General features: G+C 64.7%; 13 protein-coding genes and 3 pseudogenes. 13 read left to right on the top strand and 3 right to left on the bottom strand.

Translation table 11 applies throughout. The features are described 5' to 3' along the window. The 6 genes and pseudogenes from ACSVDD_RS29210 to ACSVDD_RS29185 form a co-directional block, all read left to right on the top strand. A partial coding sequence (locus ACSVDD_RS29210) for a glycosyltransferase family A protein (RefSeq protein ID WP_448192937.1) occupies positions 1-685 on the top strand: 685 nt, incomplete at its 5' end. Between the two features lie 33 nt (positions 686-718). Further along, a pseudogene (locus ACSVDD_RS29205) lies at positions 719-2,210 on the top strand (IS3 family transposase). A 502-nt stretch (positions 2,211-2,712) separates the two neighbouring features. Next, a complete protein-coding gene (gene gmd / locus ACSVDD_RS29200; RefSeq protein ID WP_448192938.1) occupies positions 2,713-3,765 on the top strand; it encodes a GDP-mannose 4,6-dehydratase in 1,053 nt (350 codons plus the stop codon). After that, on the top strand, positions 3,749-4,717 hold the full coding sequence (gene fcl / locus ACSVDD_RS29195) for a GDP-L-fucose synthase (RefSeq protein ID WP_448192936.1): 969 nt from the start codon (positions 3,749-3,751) through the stop codon (positions 4,715-4,717). Before gmd ends, fcl begins: the two co-directional genes overlap by 17 nt. Before the next feature lie 22 nt (positions 4,718-4,739). Next, positions 4,740-5,018 carry a hypothetical protein gene (locus ACSVDD_RS29190; protein WP_448192935.1) on the top strand — a complete coding sequence of 93 codons (279 nt, stop codon included), beginning with the start codon at positions 4,740-4,742 and terminating at the stop codon, positions 5,016-5,018. Between the two features lie 66 nt (positions 5,019-5,084). Beyond that, on the top strand, positions 5,085-6,986 hold the full coding sequence (locus ACSVDD_RS29185) for an O-linked N-acetylglucosamine transferase, SPINDLY family protein (RefSeq protein WP_448192934.1): 1,902 nt from the start codon (positions 5,085-5,087) through the stop codon (positions 6,984-6,986). 51 nt (positions 6,987-7,037) lie between these two features. Here ACSVDD_RS29185 and ACSVDD_RS29180 read toward each other — a convergent pair whose 3' ends face one another. Beyond that, positions 7,038-8,318 carry a nucleotide sugar dehydrogenase gene (locus tag ACSVDD_RS29180; RefSeq protein WP_448192933.1) on the bottom strand — a complete coding sequence of 427 codons (1,281 nt, stop codon included), beginning with the start codon at positions 8,316-8,318 and terminating at the stop codon, positions 7,038-7,040. 155 nt (positions 8,319-8,473) lie between these two features. After that, positions 8,474-9,682 (bottom strand): glycosyltransferase family 4 protein, encoded by a 1,209-nt coding sequence (locus tag ACSVDD_RS29175; RefSeq protein ID WP_448192932.1) that lies wholly within the window; start codon positions 9,680-9,682, stop codon positions 8,474-8,476. A gap of 516 nt (positions 9,683-10,198) precedes the next feature. Here ACSVDD_RS29175 and ACSVDD_RS29170 point away from each other — a divergent pair. From ACSVDD_RS29170 to ACSVDD_RS29140, 7 genes and pseudogenes are all read left to right on the top strand, one after another. Beyond that, positions 10,199-11,767: a calcium-binding protein gene (locus tag ACSVDD_RS29170; RefSeq protein WP_448192931.1), complete on the top strand. Its 1,569-nt coding sequence runs from the start codon at positions 10,199-10,201 to the stop codon at positions 11,765-11,767. Positions 11,768-11,929: 162 nt separating this feature from the next. Next, positions 11,930-13,984 carry a tetratricopeptide repeat protein gene (locus tag ACSVDD_RS29165; RefSeq protein WP_448192930.1) on the top strand — a complete coding sequence of 685 codons (2,055 nt, stop codon included), beginning with the start codon at positions 11,930-11,932 and terminating at the stop codon, positions 13,982-13,984. Between the two features lie 13 nt (positions 13,985-13,997). Then, positions 13,998-15,587, top strand: coding sequence for a tetratricopeptide repeat protein (locus ACSVDD_RS29160; protein ID WP_448192929.1), 1,590 nt, complete (start codon positions 13,998-14,000; stop codon positions 15,585-15,587). After that, positions 15,587-16,804: a glycosyltransferase family 4 protein gene (locus tag ACSVDD_RS29155; protein ID WP_448192928.1), complete on the top strand. Its 1,218-nt coding sequence runs from the start codon at positions 15,587-15,589 to the stop codon at positions 16,802-16,804. Before ACSVDD_RS29160 ends, ACSVDD_RS29155 begins: the two co-directional genes overlap by 1 nt. 159 nt (positions 16,805-16,963) lie before the next feature. Continuing rightward, positions 16,964-18,313, top strand: a complete 1,350-nt coding sequence (locus ACSVDD_RS29150; protein WP_448192927.1) for a glycosyltransferase — start codon at positions 16,964-16,966, stop codon at positions 18,311-18,313. Positions 18,314-18,337: 24 nt separating this feature from the next. Beyond that, a complete protein-coding gene (locus tag ACSVDD_RS29145; protein ID WP_448192926.1) occupies positions 18,338-20,011 on the top strand; it encodes a glycosyltransferase family 4 protein in 1,674 nt (557 codons plus the stop codon). A 126-nt stretch (positions 20,012-20,137) separates the two neighbouring features. Then, positions 20,138-20,779 (top strand): annotated as a pseudogene (locus ACSVDD_RS29140) (IS110 family transposase); the annotation flags it as partial. 19 nt (positions 20,780-20,798) lie between these two features. On the opposite strand, the pseudogene ACSVDD_RS29135 reads toward ACSVDD_RS29140, so the two are convergent. Continuing rightward, positions 20,799-20,939 (bottom strand): annotated as a pseudogene (locus tag ACSVDD_RS29135) (transposase domain-containing protein); the annotation flags it as partial. Positions 20,940-21,532 lie beyond the last annotated feature (593 nt).

Here is a 21,532-nt window from a genome sequence, read left to right as displayed (position 1 = left end):
CTTCCTGTTCCTTCAGGATGCCGATGATCTGTTCCTCGCTGAACCGGCTGCGCTTCATAGGTCCGTCTCCGTAGATGGCGGACTCTACCCAAATTTGGAGGAGTTTTCCGGTCGCAGGTCAGAGGAACTGGCCCGCGCCAACCCACAGATCATGCTGCTGCGCAACGAGAACAACCAAGGCCCGAGCCAATGCCGTAACCCTGGTGCCACGCATACCGATGCCGAGCTGCTGTTCTTCCTAGACGGCGATGATGCGTTCTGCGAACCGCACGTGCATCTCTGCCTGGCGCTGATGGAGAAGTTCCCAAACACTGGCATGGTCAAGACCGGTATCGTCCTGGCCAATCCCATCGATTCGTATTGGTATGCCTCGCTGGTGCAGTCGCTGCCCATGAACATCTGTATTCGAGCGGCGTGTCACTCGTTCATCGGCGGCTTCGACGAGCGCCTGCGGGTCACCGAGGATGCAGCCTACTGCCACATGATCGAAACGTTCTTCTCCTCGGTTTACGTCGACACGCCGACTGTCCGTTATAACCGTTATCCCGGCAACGCCCTTGATCGGCAGTACGCGAAGTTTGCCAAGCCGCCGGGGCAAGGCCCGCATATCCCCGCGGTGCCGCCAAACCTCAAGGACGAGTTGCCACCCTCCGTGCCAATGAAGGTGAGACACCAGCCCCCCTGAAGTTTAGGCTTGAGGGCGCAGGAGAATCATCACGTGGTCATGCCCAACAAGAGTTCCTCGCGGACGGACGTCGTGGGGGGCGCCGGCACAGAGGAAGGCCGGAGGCCGACGGTTGTGCTGGCGCCCGCCACGACGTCGCCGGAACTGTGGCTCGGCCGAAGCGGCGGACGTTCACCGCCGCGCAAAAGCTGCGGATCCTGGCCGAGACGGATCGGGCGGCGGACACCGGCGGGATCGCCGCCATTCTGCGGCGCGAGGGCCTGTACTCGTCGGCCCTGACCGACTGGCGCCGGCAACGCGACGCGGGGGCCTTTGAGGCGTTGAAGCCGCTGAAGCGGGGGCCGAAGACGCCCGTCGTCCATCCGTTGGCAGCGGAACTGGCCAAGGCCAACCGCGAAAACGCCCGCCTCAGACAGCGCCTCGAACAGGCCGAAGCGATCATCGGGATCCAAAAAAAAGTTGCATCCCTTCTGAGGATTCCCCTGGCGACGCCTGACAGCGACGGCGAGCCGTGATGGACGCGGTGGTCGCCATGGCCCCCGGCGCGGGCCTTACCGCCGCTGCCTGCGCGGCCGTGGGCGTGGCGCGCGCCAGCGTCCATCGCCATCGCGCGCGGCTGGCGGGACGGTCTGCGCCGCCGCGCCCCCGGCCGCACCCGCCCCGCGCGCTCGCCGCCCACGAGCGGCAGCGGATTCTCACCCTGGTCCGCGACCCGCGCTTCGTCGATCTCGCCCCGGCGGAAATCTACGCCACCCTGCTGGACGAGGGCGTCTATCTGTGTTCCATCCGCACCCTGTATCGCATCCTCGCCGAGCATGACGAGGTGCGGGAACGCCGCGATCAACTTCGGCACCCGGTCTACCAGAAGCCGGAGTTGCTGGCCGAAGTCCCCAATCAGGTCTGGTCCTGGGACATCACGAAGCTGATGGGGCCGACCAAGTGGTCTTACTTCTACCTGTACGTCATCCTCGACCTCTTCAGCCGCCGGGTCGTCGGCTGGTGCGTCGCCGATGCCGAGAGCGCCGCCCTGTTCAAGGCGCTGTTCGAGGACACCCTGGCCAAACACGCCGTGGCGCCGGGCCAACTGACCCTGCACGCCGACCGCGGCGGGCCGATGAAGGCCAAGGCGACGGCCTTCCTGCTGGCCGACCTCGGCGTCACCAAGTCGCACAGCCGCCCCCACACCTCGAACGATAACCCCTTCTCGGAAGCCCACTTCAAGACCCTGAAATACCAGCCGGACTTCCCCAAACGCTTCGGCTGCCGGGAGGACGCCACGGCCTTCTGCCGGGACTTCTTCACTTGGTACAACCAGGACCATCACCATGCCGGGATCGGCTTGATGACCCCCGACCAAGTCCATTACGGACAAGCCGACGCTGTCCATGCCGCCCGTCAAGCCACCCTGGACCGGGCCTACCACCTCCACCCGGAGCGCTTCGTCCGCAAAGCCCCCGAACCGCCCGCAAAACCCGCCGCGACCTGGATCAATCCGCCGCAAAAGCCGCAAAACATCCAAGTCTAAATCACACAACGAGCTGTCTCATTAGCGTTGACACGTTCCGCCACGCATGATCGCGGACCAGAAGCGACTCAAGGCGGAGCTTGCCGGGCGCTGGATCGCTGAACACAAGCCAAGGACGGGCGTCATCAACAAGTCGCGCGTCCGCATCAGCATGCCGCCGGAGGAGGTGATGCCTTCTGCGCCAGCGGCACGCGCATCGCCGTAGAGATCCTGTCGCTCAAGGTCACGTCGTAGGCCCCCCGAACTCCGTCTGCGTCGCCTGATGGACAAAGGGCGCGGGCGCCTTCTGCGCCTCCGCGCAACACGGCACGTGGGGCGAGCTCATAACGCAACACTCATGGCACAACTCTGGCGCCAGGGAAACTCCACCGTTGCGTTACGCCGTCGAAAGCTTCCGGCGCAGGTCACTTGACGGCGGGGCGTCGAGGTGGAATAGGGAACGCTCGGCGGCGTGGCCGCTGCCTTGGAAGAATCGTTGGGGTGTCAGTTGGGCAAAGTCGCGTTGATAACCGGGGTCACCGGACAGGACGGTGCGTTGCTCGCCGAGATGCTGCTGTCGAAGGGTTATACCGTTCACGGCGTCAAGCGGCGCTCGTCCTCATTCAATTCTGCAAGGATTGACCATCTCTACCACGACCTGCATGAACCGGACGTCCGCTTCAAGCTGCATTATGGCGACCTGACTGACGCAACCAACCTGATCCGCGTGGTTGAGGAGGCGCAGCCGGACGAGATTTATAACCTCGCGGCGCAGAGCCACGTTCAGGTCAGCTTCGAAACGCCGGAGTACACGGCCAACGCCGACGGCATTGGCACGTTGCGCCTGCTGGAGGCCATGCGCATCCTGAAGATGGGCGAACGTGTCCGCTTCTATCAGGCCTCCACGTCCGAGCTGTACGGCAAGGTGCAGGAGACGCCGCAGAAGGAGACCACGCCCTTCTACCCGCGTTCCCCGTACGCCGCGGCGAAGCTGTACGCCTACTGGATCACGGTGAATTACCGCGAGGCGTACGGGATGCATGCCTCGAACGGAATCCTGTTCAACCACGAGAGCCCGATCCGCGGCGAGACCTTCGTCACCCGCAAGATCACCCGCGCGGTGGCCGCGATTCAGCTCGGCCGGCAGGAGAAGCTGTACCTCGGCAATCTGGACGCCAAGCGAGACTGGGGCCACGCCCGCGACTTCGTGGAAGGCATGTGGCTGATGCTCCAGCAGCCGGAGGCGGACGACTACGTGCTCGCCACCGGCGAGACGCACACCGTGCGCGAGTTTGTCGAGCTTGCCTTTGCCCACGTCGGCCGCACCGTTGCTTGGACCGGGTCGGGTGTCGAGGAGAAGGGCGTCGATGCCGCGACCGGCAAGGTGCTGGTGGAGATCGACCCGCGCTATTTCCGCCCGACCGAGGTGGAACTGCTGCTCGGCGACCCCAGCAAGGCCCGCGAGAAGCTGGGATGGACGCACAAGACCAGCTTTCGCGAACTGGTGCGCGATATGATGGACAGTGATCTGCGCGCGATCGCCGGGGAGGAGAAGCGCTATGGCCGGGATTCCTGACGGGTTTTTCCCGCTGGCGGGACGCCGTGTCTGGGTCGCCGGGCACCGAGGGATGGTGGGCTCCGCCATCGTGCGCCGGCTGGCCCGCGCCGAGTGCGAGGTGGTCACCGTCGCCCGCGCCGAGGTCGACCTGTGTCGCCAAGCCGAAGTCGAGGCATGGATGGGGGGGCAGAAGCTCGACGCCGTCTTCCTCGCCGCGGCCACGGTGGGCGGTATCCTCGCCAACTCCACCCGCCCGGCCGAATTCATCTACGACAACCTCGCCATCGAGACCAACGTGATCCACGGTGCGTGGAAGACGGAGGTGAAAAAGCTCCTGTTCCTTGGCTCTTCGTGCATCTATCCGCGGCTGGCGGCGCAGCCTATCACCGAGGATGCGCTGCTGACCGGGCCGCTGGAGCCGACCAACGAGTGGTACGCCATCGCCAAGATCGCCGGCATCAAGATGTGCCAGGCGTTCCGCGCGCAGTACGGCTGCGACTTCATCTCGGCCATGCCGACGAATCTCTACGGGCCGGGCGACAATTTCGACCTTCGGAACAGCCATGTCCTGCCAGCCATGATCCGCAAGTTCCACCAGGCCAAGGTCGGAGGCCGGCCGGACGTTGAGATCTGGGGCACGGGCACGCCTCGGCGTGAGTTCCTGCACGTGGATGACTTGGCGGAAGCGTCCGTCTTCCTGATGGAGTGCTACTCGGGTGATGTTCCGCACAATGTGGGCACGGGCACGGACGTGACAATCCGTGAATTGGCCGAAACGGTGGCATCGGTCGTCGGCTTTCAGGGTGCCCTGACGTTCGATACCTCCAAACCCGACGGCTCCCCCCGCAAGTTGCTCGACACGAGCCGGATTACCAAGCTCGGATGGACACCGCGGATTGACCTCCGCGAAGGCATTCAGGATGCCTATCACTGGTTCCTAGACCACGCCGCGCAGAACCTGTCAGCTTGAAGCGTCGGGTGTAGTTTCATGAATGCCGGTGCTGGCTGCCGTGGCCGCGACGCAGGCCCGCTCCTGCCCGGCAGGACTGACATTGTTCGACCCGATGGACGAGGTTGCCGATTTCGGCGACACCGCGGCGCTGATCGAGCAACTCGACCTTGTCATCGCGGTGGACACGTCGGTGGCTCATCTGGCGCGCGCTGGGGAAGCCGGTGTTGATTCTGTCTCGCTTAGACGGATGCTGGCGCTGGCTCCTGGAGCGCGACGACAGCCCGTGGTACCCAAACTATGCGCCTTTTCCGTCAATTGAGCCCTGGAGCCTGGGAGCCAGTCGTGGAACGCGTGTCCGTTTCTTTGGCGCAGTGGGATTCGGCGTGTGGGCGCTGAGTCCATCACAGTGTCGATGACGCCATTGCCCCTTACTGAGACCCTCCATGAGGCCGGCGCCCATTACCGCTGCGGCCGGCTTCCCGAGGCGGCGGCGGCGTACCGCCGGGTCTTACGCGACCATCCCGACCACCTACTCGCTACGGTGAACTTGGGAATTGTGCTGCGGCTGCTCGGGCAGTTCACGGACGCTCTCGCGTGCTGCCGCCGCGCGCTGGTCATCGAGCCCGCCCGGTTCGAAGCCCTGTCCAGCATGGGCCTCACCGCCCATTGGATGAGGGCTGCGGAACCCGCGGCATCCGCCCTCACGCGGGCGGTCCGCGTCGATCCGACCGTCCCTACCGGGCAAAGCCGACTCGGCGCAGTCCTACTCGATCTTGGCCGTGTCGCCGAGGCGCGTGCTGCGTTCGAGAACGCCATCGCGCTTCACCCGACCAACGGCGGGAATTATTCCCTGCGGGCCAACGCCTTGCACTCCGTGGGTGCCGGTGTCGCTGCGTTGGCCAGCTACCGCCGGCACGTCCTGGTCGATCTCCACTCCGCTTCGGCGCTGAACAACCTGGGTGGAGCGTTGCAGAGTGCTGGCGATTTTGTCGCGGCAGAGGCGTGCTTCCGCTCGGCCTTGCAGGTCATGCCCGGCTATGTCCAAGCGCACAGCAATCTGCTGATGGCCATGAACTATGACGCGGCCCGCAGCGAGGAGGACCTGTTCCAAGAGCATCGCGGCTACGACAGCCGCATGTCTCGGCTGTACCCGGCGGCGCGCGCGCGACACGCTAATGACGCCGACCCCGACCGCCGCCTACGAATCGGGTACGTGTCTGCCGATTTTGGCCGGCATCCGACCGGATATTTCCTGCTTCCGGTTCTAACCACGCACGACGCGCGGGCGGTCGAGGTGTACGCCTACTCGAGCCGCGCGGTGGAGGACGATCTGACGGCCCGGCTGCGCGAGCGTGCTACGGTCTGGCGCGACGTCGCCGGGATCGACGACGCGACCTTGACTGAGCAGATCCGTGCCGATGGCATCGACGTGCTGGTAGACCTGTCCGGCCACACAGCCGGGAACCGACTGCCGGTGTTCCACATGGAGCCCGCGCCAGTACAGGTGAGTTGGCTCGGTTATTTCAACACCACAGGCCTGACCGCCATCCAGGCGGTCCTGATGGACGCTGTGACCGTCCCGCCGGGTGCGGAACGCTGGTTCACGGAAGAGGTGGTCCGCCTTCCGGGGGGGCGCTTCTGCTACGCGCCGCCGGATTACGCGCCTCCCATCGCTGAGCCGCCGCTGCTCCGCTGTGGTCATCCGACGTTCGGCAGCTTTAACAACATCGCGAAGCTGAGCGGGCCGACGGTTGGCCTGTGGGCCGCTCTGCTCGACCGCGTTCCCGACGCCCGGCTCGTCCTCAAGTGGAAGACCCTAGCCGATCCGGAGATGCGCGACAGGGTGTTGGTGGCGTTCGCGCAGGCTGGTGCCGACGTCGGGCGGATCGAGTTGCGCTCCGCCTCCCCGCACCCGGCCATGCTGGCCGAGTACGGCGACATTGACATCGCGCTCGATCCCTCGCCGTTCGGCGGCGGTTTGACGAGTTACGAGGCTATGTGGATGGGCGTGCCAGTGGTCACCCAGCCGGGCCTCCGGCCTGTGTCCCGGCAGACCGCGGCGCTGCTGGCCGCGCTCAATCTTCCAGAGCTGGTCTGCGCGTCGCCGGAGCAGTTCATCGACACCGCCGCGCGCCTTGCGGGCGACGCGGAGCGGCTGAGGTCCCTGCGGTTCGGGATGCGTGAGTGCATGCGGTCGTCCACGGTGTGCGATGGGGCGGCCTTCACCCGGAATCTGGAGGCGGTGTACCGTGACCTGTGGCGGCGCTGGTGTGCCGCGGCGGCATGATCGGTCGCGCCTATGGGGCGCAGCCCTTCCGCCCGGCGCCCGGTCGCCGCCTTAGAGACGCCAGAGCGTGATGCCCTCGGGGGTCGTCTCCCGCGGCAGGGCAGCGCGGATGTCGAACACGAGGCCGGCCCCGCCTTTGAGCAACTGCTGCGGCAGCGCCCAGCCGGCGTCCCGGTACTCCTTGTGCTGCACGGCAACGACGACGGCGTCGGCCGGCGGCAGCGCGGAGAGCGGTTGCAGCTCGATGCCGTATTCGTGCCGTGCCAGTTCGGGATCGGCAAGGGAGTCGTGCACGCCGACACCGATCCCGAAGCTGCGCAGTTCGCGGACCACGTCCAGAACGCGGGTGTTTCGGATGTCCGGGATGTCTTCCTTGAAGGTCAGGCCAAGCACGGTGACCTGTGGATGGCACACGCCGCTGGAGAACAGATGCTTGGCGACGGTGGTCGCGATGTGCACGCCCATGGCGTCGTTGATGCGGCGGCCAGCCAGGATGACCTCGGGGTGGAAGCCCACCTGCTCCGCACGGTAGGTGAGGTAGTATGGGTCCACGCCGATGCAGTGCCCGCCGACCAGCCCCGGCGTGAAGCGAAGAAAGTTCCACTTTGTTCCGGCCGCGGCCAGCACGTCGTGGGTGTCGATGCCGAGTCGCTGGCAGATCAGCGACAGTTCGTTCATCAGCGCGATGTTCAGGTCGCGCTGTGTGTTCTCCAGAGCCTTCGCGGCCTCCGCCACGGCGATGCACGGCGCGCGGTGAACCCCGGCCTGCACCACGCTGGCGTAGACGGCCTCGACGACCTCCAACGTCTGCGGGTCGGAGCCGGCCACCACCTTCACAATGGTCTCGAATCGGTGCTCCTTGTCACCGGGATTGATGCGCTCGGGCGAGTAACCCACGGCGAAGTCGCGGCCGAAACTCAACCCCGACACCTGCTCCAGGAGAGGGACGCACACGATCTCCGTGGCGCCGGGGTAGACGGTCGATTCGTACACGACAATGTCGCCGCGTTTCAGGTGTTGCCCGACCATCCGGGTCGCCGACAGAAGCGGCGCAAGGTCCGGCTGGTTGGCGTCGGTGATCGGGGTCGGCACTGTAATGATGTGGAAGTTGGCCTTGGCTAGCTGTGCCGAATCGACGGTGAAATGCAAAGGCCCCGCGAGGTCGCCCGGGCCGACTTCGCCCGTGCGGTCGATGCCCTTCTTCAGCTCGGCGATGCGGTCGGCGTCGATGTCGAACGCCACAACCGATTCGCCGAGGCGGGAAAACGCGACGGCAACCGGCAGGCCGACGTAGCCGAGGCCGATCACCGAGATCCGACGGGCGTGTGTCATTGCGATGGGGTTCTCCGCTCAAGATGTGGCGGATATCCGCCGCTGGCGCCTGCCGATCATGCTGCCGGCGGGGGCTGGATTCATCCGCCGGGGCCTTAACCGGTCCGGTCCCGATCGGCCGTGCGGCACTCAATAGCCCCTGCGGTCCTGTGTTTTCAAGGGGATTGCTTAGCCCCGCCGGGCAAGCCGAGGCCGTCGAACAGGCAGCCAATCTGCCGCTCCCAGCCCCAGTGCGCCCGCATCTCCGCCGCCGCGCGGCGGCCTATGTCGCGGGCTGACGCGCGGTCAGCGTAGGCACGTTCGAGATGGGCGAGGATCTCGTCCACATCCGACTCGCCCCAGCCCTCGACGCCCTGCTCCGGCGCCTCGGGATCGACCGGCCCCTGCCGCTTCAGCGCCCAGCAGGGTACGCTGCGCACAAGGTCCAGGTGCCCGGTGTTGGCGGAGAGGATGGTGGCAACCCCGCACGCGAGGCACTCCATGGCCACCATGTTGGTGCCGCCCTCGCAGCGGTTGGGGAAGAGCGCCACATCGGCCTCACACATCACTGCGGCCATATCTCGATTCGGCATAGGGTTTACAAGCCGGAAGGCGCCGTCCGGCAGTCCCTGCGCCCGCAGCCAGCTCGACAGGTGGACTCGCCCGCGCTCGTCCACCGCGGGCGCGCCGGTGACCCAGGGCGAGCGCGCGATGCCTTCCATGAGCTGCGGCCAGGGATTGTACCACGCCGCCAGCAGCAGCGAGTCGGGATGGCGGGCGTGAAAACGGCGGAACGCCTCGACGGTGATGTCCTGCCCCTTGCGGTACTCTAGCTTGCCGCCGGAGAAAACCACGAATCGGTCGGTCAGCGCACCAGATGGCGGGGCCGGTTGGAACACCGCCAGATCCACCCCCTGCGGCTGTACCAGGACGTTGCCGATCCCGGCGCCGCGGAGCACCTCGCCGTTCCAGGACGACCCGGCGACGATCCGTTCATATCGGCGCGCGCGGTCCAGCGCCGCGGTGTCGAAGGCCGTGTCCTCCAGGAATACCACCCCGATGTCCGGCCTGCCGTGCAGGACGGCGCCAAGCGGGGCGGTCACGAATCGGTTGCCTAGCCCGTGCAGCACCGAAAAGCCGGTGCGCACCACGCCCCGCCCAGCCAAGGCGTCGGCGACGGCGCCCGAGACCACGCGCCGGTTCCCGTCCAGCCGTCGCAATGCCTCGCCGTCCACCGACTCGGCGTCCACGCTGTCGAGGTCTTCGAACGGAACCGGGTCGAGCACCCCGCTCCGCAGGGCGCCGAGCGCGATCTGGAGGCCGTAGACCCCCCAACCCGAATAGGAGCCAAGCTGCCAGGCGATGCCGAGGTGGGAAGCGTCCATGCTTGCGGTTTTCTCTGCTGAAGGCCGGCGCTGCCGCTGGAGTGACTTGGGGCCGGTGCTGGGGTGACTTCCGAGCGGGGAAGGTGCGCGGCGGTAGCATCGTGGAATGTGATGACGCGAATCAACCGAGGAAACCTCTTCCACTCCGCCTCGAGCCATCGGAGTCCCTCACGGGCTCTCGCGCAGCCGGTTGTCGCCTACTAATTCCGCCTCACCAACATGGATGTTGCCACGCCCCTGGAAAATTTCAGGGAGTGCACACCGATCCGGTGATGGCGGTTTATGATGCGGGGTCTCGCTGCCCCCCTACATCTGTGGCCATTCAGCCACACGTACTCCCCGACTGTACCGCGTTTGAAGCATGTCGGGGGCGGTTGAACTCATAGGTCCTTGCCTTTTGCGCAAGGTCCCCGTATCGATATCGCGAGTTCAAGGGACACAGGTACGGCTCGGCAGAGCTTGCCATTGGTCCCCCTTGGATCATCAACCGGTTTTTTGGTTAGAGGGGCTAAGCGAATGGCTAATACTATTACTCTTACCGAGTCTTCCGATACGCTCACCGGGTCGTCCTCCGACGAGGTCATCGTCGCCCTGGGTGGCAGCGATTCGGTCGGCAGCGGCGGCGGTGCTGATACCATCTACGGCGGTTCTGGCGACGACATTCTTTTCGGTGTGACCACCGGTACGGCCAGCCTCATGCTGTTCGGCAACTCCGGGTCGGATAACGTCACGGGCACTTCGAACGCTGATTCGCTCTGGGGCGGGGACAACTCCGATACCGTCGCCGGCGGCGCTGGCAACGACCTGATCTTCGGCGATGCCGGCAACGACGTTCTTTCTGGTGACGCGGGTGCCGACACCATCTATGGCGGTGACGAGCGCGATACCATTTACGCCGGCACGAACGGTGGCGCGGCTGCCGCGGAAGCAGAAACCACGGCCAATCTGCTGTTCGGCAACGCCGGCAACGACTCGCTGAATGGCGGCTCCGGTGCCGACACGCTGTTTGGCGGTCGCGACAACGACACCGTGACCGGCGGCTACGGCAATGACCTGATTTACGGTGACCAGGGCAACGATCTGCTCGTTTCCGACGCCGGTCTCGACACCCTGTTCGGCGGCGACGGCAACGACGTCGTGGATGGCACGCTCGCTACCGCCACCTCGTTCCTCGCCTTCGGCAACGCCGGCAATGACTCGCTGGTTGGTTCGACGGCGGCTGATAGCCTCTGGGGCGGCCTCGACAACGACACCGTCGTTGGTGGTTCGGGTGCCGACCTGCTGTATGGCGATGCCGGCAACGACACGATCTACGCCTCTTTCCAAGTGGTTACGGGCGTTCAGACCGACACCACCGCGGATACGCTGTTCGGCGGCGACGGCAACGACTTCATGTCGAATGGCCTGGGCACCGTTGCGGCCGCTGTCACCACCGGCGATCTGTTCTTCGGCAACGCCGGCAACGACACGATCTACGGCTCTTCCACGGCCTACGACACCATCTACGGCGGTATCGGTGATGATACCATCCTGGGTGATGTTGCCGCGAGCGGCGCCCTGTTCGGCACCTCGGCCGGCACGGTCGGTTCGGGCAACGACGTTCTCCGTGGTGACGACGGCAACGACGTCATTTACGGCGGCGCCGGCACCGACTCGCTCTTTGGCGGTGCGGGCAACGACTCGCTGTATGGTGGCACGGGTATTGACACGCTCACCGGCAACGATGGCGTCGATTACTTCGTGTTCGGTGAAATCGGTGCTACCGCTGCGGGTACTGCGGGTTCCGCGGCCGGCGGCGACTACATCACCGACTTCGCGCGTGGCACGGATAAGATCGCGCTCGTCGCTGCGAACTTCGCCGGGCTGACCGCGGGGGCGGCTGTCGGCATCTTCCAGGGCGCAACGGCGGGCAACACCACGGTGACGACCCGCACCGGCGAGTCCTTGGTGTTCGACGTCAACTCCAGCACGCTGTACTTCGACGCGAACCCGGGCAACGGAACTGCCGGTGCTCAGGCTCGTACGGTCATCGCGACGCTGAACGGCGTCACGGCGATCGACGCGAACGACTTCATCGTCATCTGATGAAGTCATAGCGGGAAACTGCTATATGGGGGGCGAGGCAACTCGCCCCCCTCACTTTTTGTGCGTGTGCATAGAATGCTACTGGCTTCCAACGTTTTTAAGACTCGCCCGACGCCTTCCGCGCCCTTGTCATCCGACGCATCAAGCTGCGATGTGAGCCACTTGGAGCGTGCCAAGCAGCTTTTCCGCACAGGCGATTTCGGTGGTGCGGCTGAAGCGTGCCGGGCAGCGCTGGCGAATGGCCAGGACGTTCCCCAGGCATTGACGTTGATTGGAAGCATTGCCGTTTTGACGGGCTCGGTTTCGGACGCAATTCCGCTTCTCCGCCTTGCGAAATCCCTGGCTCCGGATGACATAGGTGTTGTGAACGCACTGGGCCTTGCGTATCGCAAGGTGGGCCGCTGGGCGGATGCTCGAGTGTGCTTCGAAACCCTGCTGCGCCGGGATGGCGAGCGTCCCGAGGTGCTGCGGAACCTTGCTCACACGCTGAAAGAGGAAGGCGAGTGGCAGAAAAGCGCGATCATCTTTGCAAAGCTGTTCACGCTGAAAGCTGAGCAGCCCAAGGATCAACTCGCATGCAGTGAGGTCCTTAGCCGACTGGAGCGACACAGCGAGGCGTTGAGCGTCATGAGGCGCTACCTTGCGGCGCACCCCGATGCCGACGAGGGGTGGTTCAACCTCGCTCAGATACTCCAAGGAAAGAAGCGGGCGGTGGCTGCATTGCGGATGTACCAACGTTCCATCAATGTCAATCCGCGGAGATTTGCTGCGTATACGAATATGTCCGCCATTGCCCATCTGCACGGCAATGCGGCGATAGGTGCCAAGATTGCCCGAGACTGTCTCGCCGAGGAACCGCGGTTTCTTCCCATTTTAATGAATTATGGTCTTGCGCTTGGCTCTCTTGGTAAGACCAAGGAGGCGATCGCGGCTTTTGAAAAAGTCGTTGCCAATATTCCCAACTCCTATCGGGCTCACAGTAATGTGGTGTTTTTCAATTATTACCGAGATGACGTGAGTGCCAAGCAACTGTATGAGTTGCACCGGAATTGGGACGCGCGATACGCGCGCCCTCTGGCCCCCCTGACGCCAAGCCATGCCAATGTGCGAAGCCCAAACAAGCGGCTGCGGATCGGGTATGTGTCTCCCGACTTCTGTTTTCACTCGTGCACGCAATTCCTCCATAGCCTCTATGAGCATCACGATCGTTACCAAGTTGAGTTGTTCAGCTATTCAAGCACCGCCCGTTCGGATGACATGACCAAATGGGTGCGCGAGCACAGTGACACCTGGCGAGATGTCCTGTCTCTGGATCAGGCCCAACTGGCCGAGATGGTTGCTGCGGACGGCATCGACATCCTTGTCGATCTTGCGGGGCACACTGCGGGCAACAACCTGCTTACCTTCGCCCGGAAGCCGGCCCCGGTCCAGGTGACGTGGCTCGGATACCCAGGAACGACCGGGCTTGGCGCCATCGATTACCGGTTGTCCGATCCCTGGCTTACGCCGGAGGGAACGCCGGAGATGATGTCCGAGCAGATCTTCAATTTGCCGCGCGTCTCTCACTGCTTTACACCGCCGACCTCCGCTCCCGATGTCGGTCCGCTGCCTGGGTTGCAGAGCAAGATGATCACCTTCGGGTCATTCAACCACTACACGAAGATGTCGGATGCCACTATCGCGTTGTGGTCGGGGTTGCTGAAGAAGGTCGAGAATGCCCAGTTGCTCCTGAAATCGCGTTACATCGACAACCCGGAAGTTCGGGAGCATCTGTACGGGCGTTTCGCGGCGGCCGGTGCGGATACGAGCCGGATCGTCCTCACGAGCGGCCACGCCGGACGCGACGACCATCTGTCCACCTACAACAAGCTGGATGTGGCGGTGGACACAACACCTTATGGCGGGATGACGACGTCTTGCGAAGCGCTTTGGATGGGAGTTCCAGTGCTGACCCTGGCCGGTGAGCGCACATGCGGGCGCTACGGCGTGAGTCTCATGTCGGCGGTCGGACTGGAGGGGTTCATTGCCAAGACGCCAGAGGAGTTTGCCGAGATCGGAGCACGCCTCGATCAGAACCGGCCGTATCTGGCCGAGCTGCGTGCGGGGATGCGTGATCGCATGATCCGTTCGCCCCTTTGCGACGAGAGGGGATTCGCGAAAGCTGTCGAAGGTGCCTACCGTGAGATGTGGACGCGCTGGTGCCGGTCTGCTTCCTAGCCGGTAACCATATATGGACGAGGGCGTGATGGCGGTGGTCCGCGCGCGGGACGTGCTACCCATCATCCAAGCCGGTGACACTGTGCATGCCACGCGTCTGTGCAAGCGTATCCTAGTGGACGAGCCGGGCGACGGCGACACTCTTCACCTTTACGGCGTAACCGAGCTTCGCCGGAACCTCCCACGGAAGGCTGCGGAGTGGTTCGCCCGCGCGGTTCGGCTTTTGCCGTCGGATGGGCACATCTACGCCAACCTCGCCGTTGCCCGCCGCACAGCGGGCGATTTGTCGGGCAGCGCGCGTGCACTACGGCGGGCTCTCGCTCTCGATCCGGCACACGCCGAAATCCTCTACAACTTTGCCAACCTTTTCAAGGCGCTCGGTCAGCACGTCGAGGCGCTGTTGTGGTATCGCGCCGCGGCAGCGGTCAAGCCGGGCGAACCCAAGATTCATCATAATTGCGCCAATCTTCTTTTTCAGCTCAACCGATTCGACGAGGCGCGGTGCTGGGGGGAACATGCCTGGGAAATGTCGAGCGGGCGATGGCCCGCGGTCGCAGTCAACCTGGGCATGACGTCCTACATGCAGGGCCGGTGGGATGAGGCCATTGCTTGGTATGACGAGGCCATCGCGGTGCAGTCGCAGGATGCCGCCGCGCACTTCAATCGCGGCTTAGCGCTGCTGCTGACGGGGCGGTTCGCGGAGGGCTGGACGGAGTATAGCTGGCGATGGCGGATGGCTGACGTGTCGAAACCGGACCTCACCGGTCCGGCCTGGCGTGGAGACCCGGTGCCGGAAAGCACTATTCTGGTCCACGTGGAACAGGGCTTTGGCGATACTATCAACTTTGTGCGCTACCTGCCCCTGGTGGCGGAGCGTTGTCGCCATGTGGTGCTTCAGTGTCAGCCAGCGCTGTGCACGCTGCTTGCCGAGAGCTATCCTGATGTGACCGTGGTGTCGGAGGGCGACCCGCTGCCGCTGTATGATTCTTGGGTTGCTCTGCTCGACCTGCCGGGCATCTTCGGCGCACCACCGGGGCCGCTTCCCGGCCGCGTCCCTTACCTGCGGGTTTCCGCCGCTGCCCAGCGGGGCGCGGGGGAGGAACTGTCGGTAGGTTTCGTCTGGGCGGGCAGCGAAGGACACCGGAACGACCATCTGCGGTCTCTGGACGTGCGGCTGTTCGCGCCGCTGATGGGCACGCCCGGCGTGCGCCCCTTTAGCCTACAGGTCGGGCCGCGGGCGGCGGACATCAATGTCCTGGAGTCGGGGCACCGAGTCAGCGACCTCGCCTCCGGCGTCGAGAGCTTCCGCGACACCGCCGAACGGCTGATGCGACTCGATCTCCTCATCACGGTGGACACGTCTATGGCGCACTTGGCGGGCGCGCTGGGCCTGCCGGTGTGGATCCTGTTGGCACATGCCCCCGACTGGCGATGGATGCTGGATCGGACCGACACGCCGTGGTACCCCAGCGCCACCCTGTTCCGGCAGGACCGCCACGGGGACTGGTCCCGGCCGCTCAGGACGCTTGCGGAAACATTGCAACAAGCGGTATTCAACAGAACTTGTCTCAAACCAGAGCCGTCCAAAGGGTGTTGTCTCTGATGAAAATCGTTTTCATACATCAGAATATGCCGGGGCAGTTCAAGCACTTGGCTTTCAAGCTCGCCCAGAACCCTGACAATAAGGTCGTGTTTATTACCAAGCGCAAGGACCGCGACATCCCCAATGTGCGGAAGATGTGTTATGAGCTGACGCGGAATCCGGCGCAGCAGACTCACAACTACCTGCACCGTGCCGAACAGTCGGTTCTGTACGGGCAGGCCGCGGCCCGTAGTTTGATGGAGCTCCGTCAGGAGAACTTCATCCCGGACATCATTGTCGCACACCCCGGCTGGGGGGAATCGCTCTTCGCCAAGGACATCTTCCCCGGCGTTCCGCTCATCAACTACTGCGAGTTCTACTATATCGCGCGCGGCGCTGACATGGACTTCGACCCGTCCTCTCCGCCGAGTCTGGACTCCATCCTGCGGTCCCGCGTGCGTTGCGCCCACCTGCTGCTGTCTCTCGAAGCATGCGACCTGGGGCTTTCGCCCACGCAGTGGCAGCGCAGCGTCCATCCCGCGGTCTACCATCCGAAGATCTCCGTCGTCCACGACGGAGTGGACACCACAACGGTGCAACCCAACCCGAACGTGACGCTAGAGTTGTCAGATGGGCGCGTGCTAACGCGCAAGGACAAGGTGGTCACCTACATCGCGCGGAACCTGGAGCCCTACCGCGGCTTCGTGCCATTTATGCGGTCGCTTCCGCTGATCTGCGAAGCCCACCCGGATGCGACGGTCCTGATCGTCGGCGGCGACGAGATCAGCTACGGTTCGCCGCCCACCGACGCCAAAAATTGGCGCGAGAAGATGCTGGCTGAGGTGACGGTCGATCCCAAGCGCGTGGTCTTTCTGGGCTACGTTCCCTATGACCGCTACCTAAAGATCATTCAACTGTCGACCGTCCACCTCTACCTGACCTATCCGTTCGTTCTGTCCTGGTCGATGATCGAAGCTATGGCGGCCGGCTGCGTCATCGTCGGCTCAAAGACCAAGCCAGTTGAAGAAGTGATCACGCACGGCGAGAACGGGCTACTGGTCGATTTCTTCAAGCCCGAAGCCATCGCGAAGCAAGTGTCGGCCGTGCTTGACAAACCCGCCAACTACGAAGCCCTGTCAAAGGCGGCGCGTCGGACGGTGCTGCGCAAGTACGATCTGGCGCATTGCATGAAGCAGCAACTGCACCTCATCCAGACGGTTGCGCGCAGGAGGGGGTGAGCCGTGGTGTCGAAGCCTAACGAATCAGCTCGGGGCGTCTCCCGCGCTGCCGCTGTCCGGACCCTTGCGGACCTGATTCCACGAGATGCCCGTTTCGTTCTGGAAATCTGCCGCAGAGGTGAGTCCACGGGGGGGCGCGCGCGCCTGTGGAACCCGTTCGTGCGCTTCCTCACCATGCTCTGGAATGGCGCCGTGCCGGAGGACTTCGGTGCGGTACTCGCACAGCATGAGCTGCGTTTCGATGCCGTGGTCCTATCGGACGCTGTCACCTCCGGCCCCGACCTCCTCCCGCTGCTGGATGTGGTGCTGCCGTTCCTGCGGCCGGGTGCGCCGATCCTCGCTGCCGCAGCCGGGCAGGGACAACTTTGCGAGACGCTCGACACGCAGGGGTTCGTCATCGACCGGATCACGGCGGTTCAGCCGCCGGATGGCGACGAGACCGCGGCGACGCCTGTTGTCCTGCGCCTCACGGCGCCTAGCCACGCTCCTCGGCGCATCCTGATCCGGGCAATCACGCTCAAGCCAATCGGGGCCTGCAACGACACCCGCATCGATCTACCGCTGTCGTACCTATCCACCATCCCCGGCGTCGAGGTGAGTGCGGCCGTCGAACGCTTGGCCGATCACCCAACCAAGCACGCCGAGGGCCAGAAGGTGGCGATCTTTCAGCGGCGCATGATCCAGCATGACAACGTCCAGGGGTTCGCACAGATTCGCAGGCTAGGTTACCTGATCGTATCGGAATTCGACGATCTGCCTACGCGCTGGCCGCAGATCGCTGTGAACGACCATCTGACCTTCCGTGGGGTGCACGCGGTCCAGACCTCGACAGAACCGCTGGTCGAGTTCCTGTCCCGCTTCAACCCGGAGCTCGGCCTCTTCCACAACCAGATAGCCATGGTGCCGCCGCGCCGCACGCCAAGCGGCGAGGGCGTCACCATCTTCTTCGGCGCGCTGAACCGTGAGGCGGACTGGCGGGACCTCACAGCGCCGCTGAACGCCGTGGTCCGGCAGAGCCGGGTTCCCGTCGGCTTCCACGTGGTGCACGACCGCAAATTCTTTGACGCGCTGGAAACCGATCGCAAGACCTTCATGCCGACTTGCGATTATAACCACTATACGGCGATCATGCGGGCCTGCGACATCGCGCTGCTGCCGCTCAACGACACCGATTTTAACCGGGCCAAGTCCGACCTGAAGTTCATCGAGTGCGCCGTCCACGGTGTAGTTGCCCTCGCCAGCCCGGTGGTCTACAGCCGCTCGCTGCGGGACGGCGATACAGGTGCCCTGTTCGCCTCCCCGCAGGAATTTGCGGAGCGCCTCGCCGCGCTGATCGGGGATGCGGACGCGCGGCGGGCGATCGCGGACCGGGCTCACGCGTACGTGCTGAACGAGCGCCTGATGGCCCAGCATTTCCGCCGTCACTACGAGTGGTATTCTGACCTTCTCGCGCGCAAGCCCACCCTCGACGCGGCGCTGCGTGACCGGGTCCCCGAGATGTTCCTATAAGAACCCACGGCTGACACACATCCCATGACCGACACAGCTGCGATCTACTACCACCCGGATGCCTTCTCGGTCGAGCGGGGCGACGTTAAGGGGCGCCACTCGGCCGGCGCCGGGTTCTTGGCTGCTGCGGCGCGGCACCATCGGGCCGAGACGCTGTATTGCTATGCGGCGAACATGCATCTGGCGCAGGAGTGCGCGGGCAGCGTGCAGCGCTATGCTGGCCGCCAGCGTCCGGTGGGCTGGATCGCCCTGTCGAACCCCGCGGGCCTGCGAGACCCGGGGTGCGTCTTCTTGCCGGGCCCGGGCCTGGGCGAGCATGCTTGGCAGCGCCGCTTCTTTGACCAGCGGAACCACAGCATCTGCGGTGTGACGCACACGATCTGCACGGACCGCGTCATGGACGCCTTTGGCCAGCTTCTGCTCGCGCCCGTGCAGCCGTGGGACGCGCTGATCGTCACGTCCAATCCCGCGAAGGAGGCCATCCTCCGGGTGTTCGGCATGTGGCAGGACTATCTGCGCGAGCGCCTCGGCGCCGCGCCGAAAATCACCTTCCAGATGCCCGTCATCCCCCTGGGCGTCCATTGTGACACCTTCGCCGCGACGGAGGCGTCGCGCCAAGCCGGCGCCGATCTTCGGCAGCGGCTCGGAATCGGTCCGGACGACGTAGCGGCGCTGTATTTCGGCCGGCTATCCTTCCACGCCAAGGCGCACCCCTCGGCCATGTTCTCCGCATGCGAAGCGGCGCAGCGCCGGACTAGCCGCCGCATCCACCTGATTATGACCGGCGCCTTCCCCAACCCATCCATCGAGCAGGCCTTTCGCGCCGCTGCCCGGCGCCTGTGCCCGTCCGTCAACGTGGCGTTCGTCGACGGCGGCGATTCGGCCGCCGCGGCGGCCTCCTGGTCGGCGGCGGACTTCTTCATCTCGCTGGCGGACAACATCCAGGAGACGTTTGGACTGACGCCGGTCGAAGCCATGGCGGCCGGGCTGCCGGCCATCGTCGCCGACTGGGACGGCTATCGGGACACGGTCGTGAGCGGCGAGACCGGGTTCCGGATCCCGACGCTCGTCCCAGCGGCCGGAGCGGGACGGGATCTCGCCTTGCGATACCTGATCGGCGCCGAGTCGACGGATCGCTACATGGGGGCGGTGAGTCAATCGACCTCCGTCGACATCGGGGCCAGCGCGGATGCGGTGCTGCGGCTGACGGAGGACGACGCGTTGCGCCGCCGTATGGCCGAGGCCGCGAGTCGCCGGGCGCGCACCACCTATGACTGGTCGGTGGTGATGACGACCTACGAGGAGCTTTGGGCGGAGCTTGCGCGGCTGCGCCGGGTCGGCGCGGAGGCCGTGCCGCTGCGGCCCAGCGCCGAGCCTTATCCCCTGCGCGCCGATCCCTTCGCCGCGTTCGCGGGCTTCGCCACGCAGCAACTGGCGCCCAACTGGAGCGTCGCGTGCGCGGCGGACGACCCGCCGTTGGCCATTGCCGCGGTCGCGGCGGATCCGATGTGCAACTTCACGGCCCAACTCCTGCTGCCTCCGGAAGCTTCGGTGCAAATGGCGAACGCGGCGCGTGCCACCTCCTGCACGGTCGGCGATTTGGTCGCACTCTTTGCGATGAGCGATGCGGACAAGGCTAGCCGTACGCTCATGTGGCTGGTGAAATATGGAATCCTTAAGGTCGCTCCGGCGCCTTAAAGCACGGTCTTTAGATGCCGTAATGGGCCTTACGCCGAGCGCTGGCTTGGCAGGGCGGCTGTCCCCACTGTGATGGTGTGAAGCGGGGTCCGAGTGGATCGGCCCCAAGCATCAAGAGGGACAGCCATAGAGTACTTTGCCGGAATCGGCGTCTCGTTGGAACTGAGCAGCGTGTGCGTGGTGGATGCGACGGGCAAGATCATCCGCGAGGCCAAGGTGGCCAGCGAGCCCGAGGCGCTGGTGCGGTTCTTCGGCGAGCTTGGCTTTCCGGTGCTCCGCATCGGACTGGAGGTGGGCCCCTTGTCGCAGTGGCTGCACGCCGGGTTCAGCCAGGCGGGCTACGAGGCGGTGCTGCTGGAGACCCGACATGTGAAGGCGGCGCTCTCGGCCATGGTGGTGAAGACCGACCGCAAGGATGCCCGCGGCATCGCTCAGCTGCTGCGCATGCGCTGGTTCCGGCCCGTGCACCGCAAGTCCACCGATGCCCAGGAGATCCGCGCCCTGCTGGTTGGGCGCAAGCTGCTGCAGGCCAAGCTGCGCGATGTCGAGTTCTCCATCCGCGGCATCCTGCGCGGCTTCGGGCTCAAGGTCGGCGAGGTGAGCAAAGGCCGCTTTGCCGCGCGTGTGCAGGAGTTGATTGCCGGGCAGGAGATGCTGGAGACCGTCGTCGGCGCCATGTTGACTGCCCGGGCAGGGTTGCACAGCGAGTTCATGCGCCTGCATCGGCGCATGCTGGTGATCGTGCGCGGTGACGAGGTGTGCCGTAAGCATCCGCCGAGTGCCGCGGTCAGGCAGCTTTCGGCTGCTCGCGGATAGCCTTCCACTCCCAGGGCAGGAGTTCATGGAGGCGAGTCTGGGACATGTCGTTGATGCGTGCGAGCACGTCGGCGAGCCACGCCTGAGGATCGACGTCGTTCATCTTGGCGGTTTATGCCGCATCCCGAACTATGCCGAAGCGACATTCGTCGACCGCAGTCAGCATGATGTTGGGGGCCGTCGGCTCGGCATAGTTCGATCTTTCCTGTTTCTCAGCAGGAAGGGAATGACCATGACGATCAGCACCTATTTCAGCAGGGCTGGCAACCGACGCCGCCTGCACGACGGACCTTTGGGCGTTTACATTGACGCGTACGCCGCTCGACTGGCCGGGGAAGGATATCGTCGATCAACCGCATGGCGGTCTCTGCGTCTGGTCGGTGATTTCAGCTGTTGGCTGGAGCGCCGTCACCTTGGCGTGGGCGATGTCGGGGAGCGGGCTGCCGCAAGCTTCCTGGATGAACGGGCCGGGAATCGCCGTCCGCAGACCAGCGATCGGCCCACGTTGAACAAGTTGCTGACTGTATTGCGCGAGACCGGCGTCATCGCGCCACCGAGGCCAGCCGAGGTGAATACCCCGCTAAGTTAGCGTCCACGGAGGTGGTGGAAATTCGCTGCTGATCGTTAGTGGGAAAAGGTCTACCCACGGCAGCGCTTGAGGTGGCCATCGGGTCGGCGGGCTAGAGTGGAGTTGCGACACTTCAT

The sequence above is a fragment of the Azospirillum terrae genome (assembly GCF_053470425.1).
The sequence above is the reverse complement of the archived record's forward strand: the minus strand, read 5'-3'. Positions and strand labels throughout refer to the sequence as shown.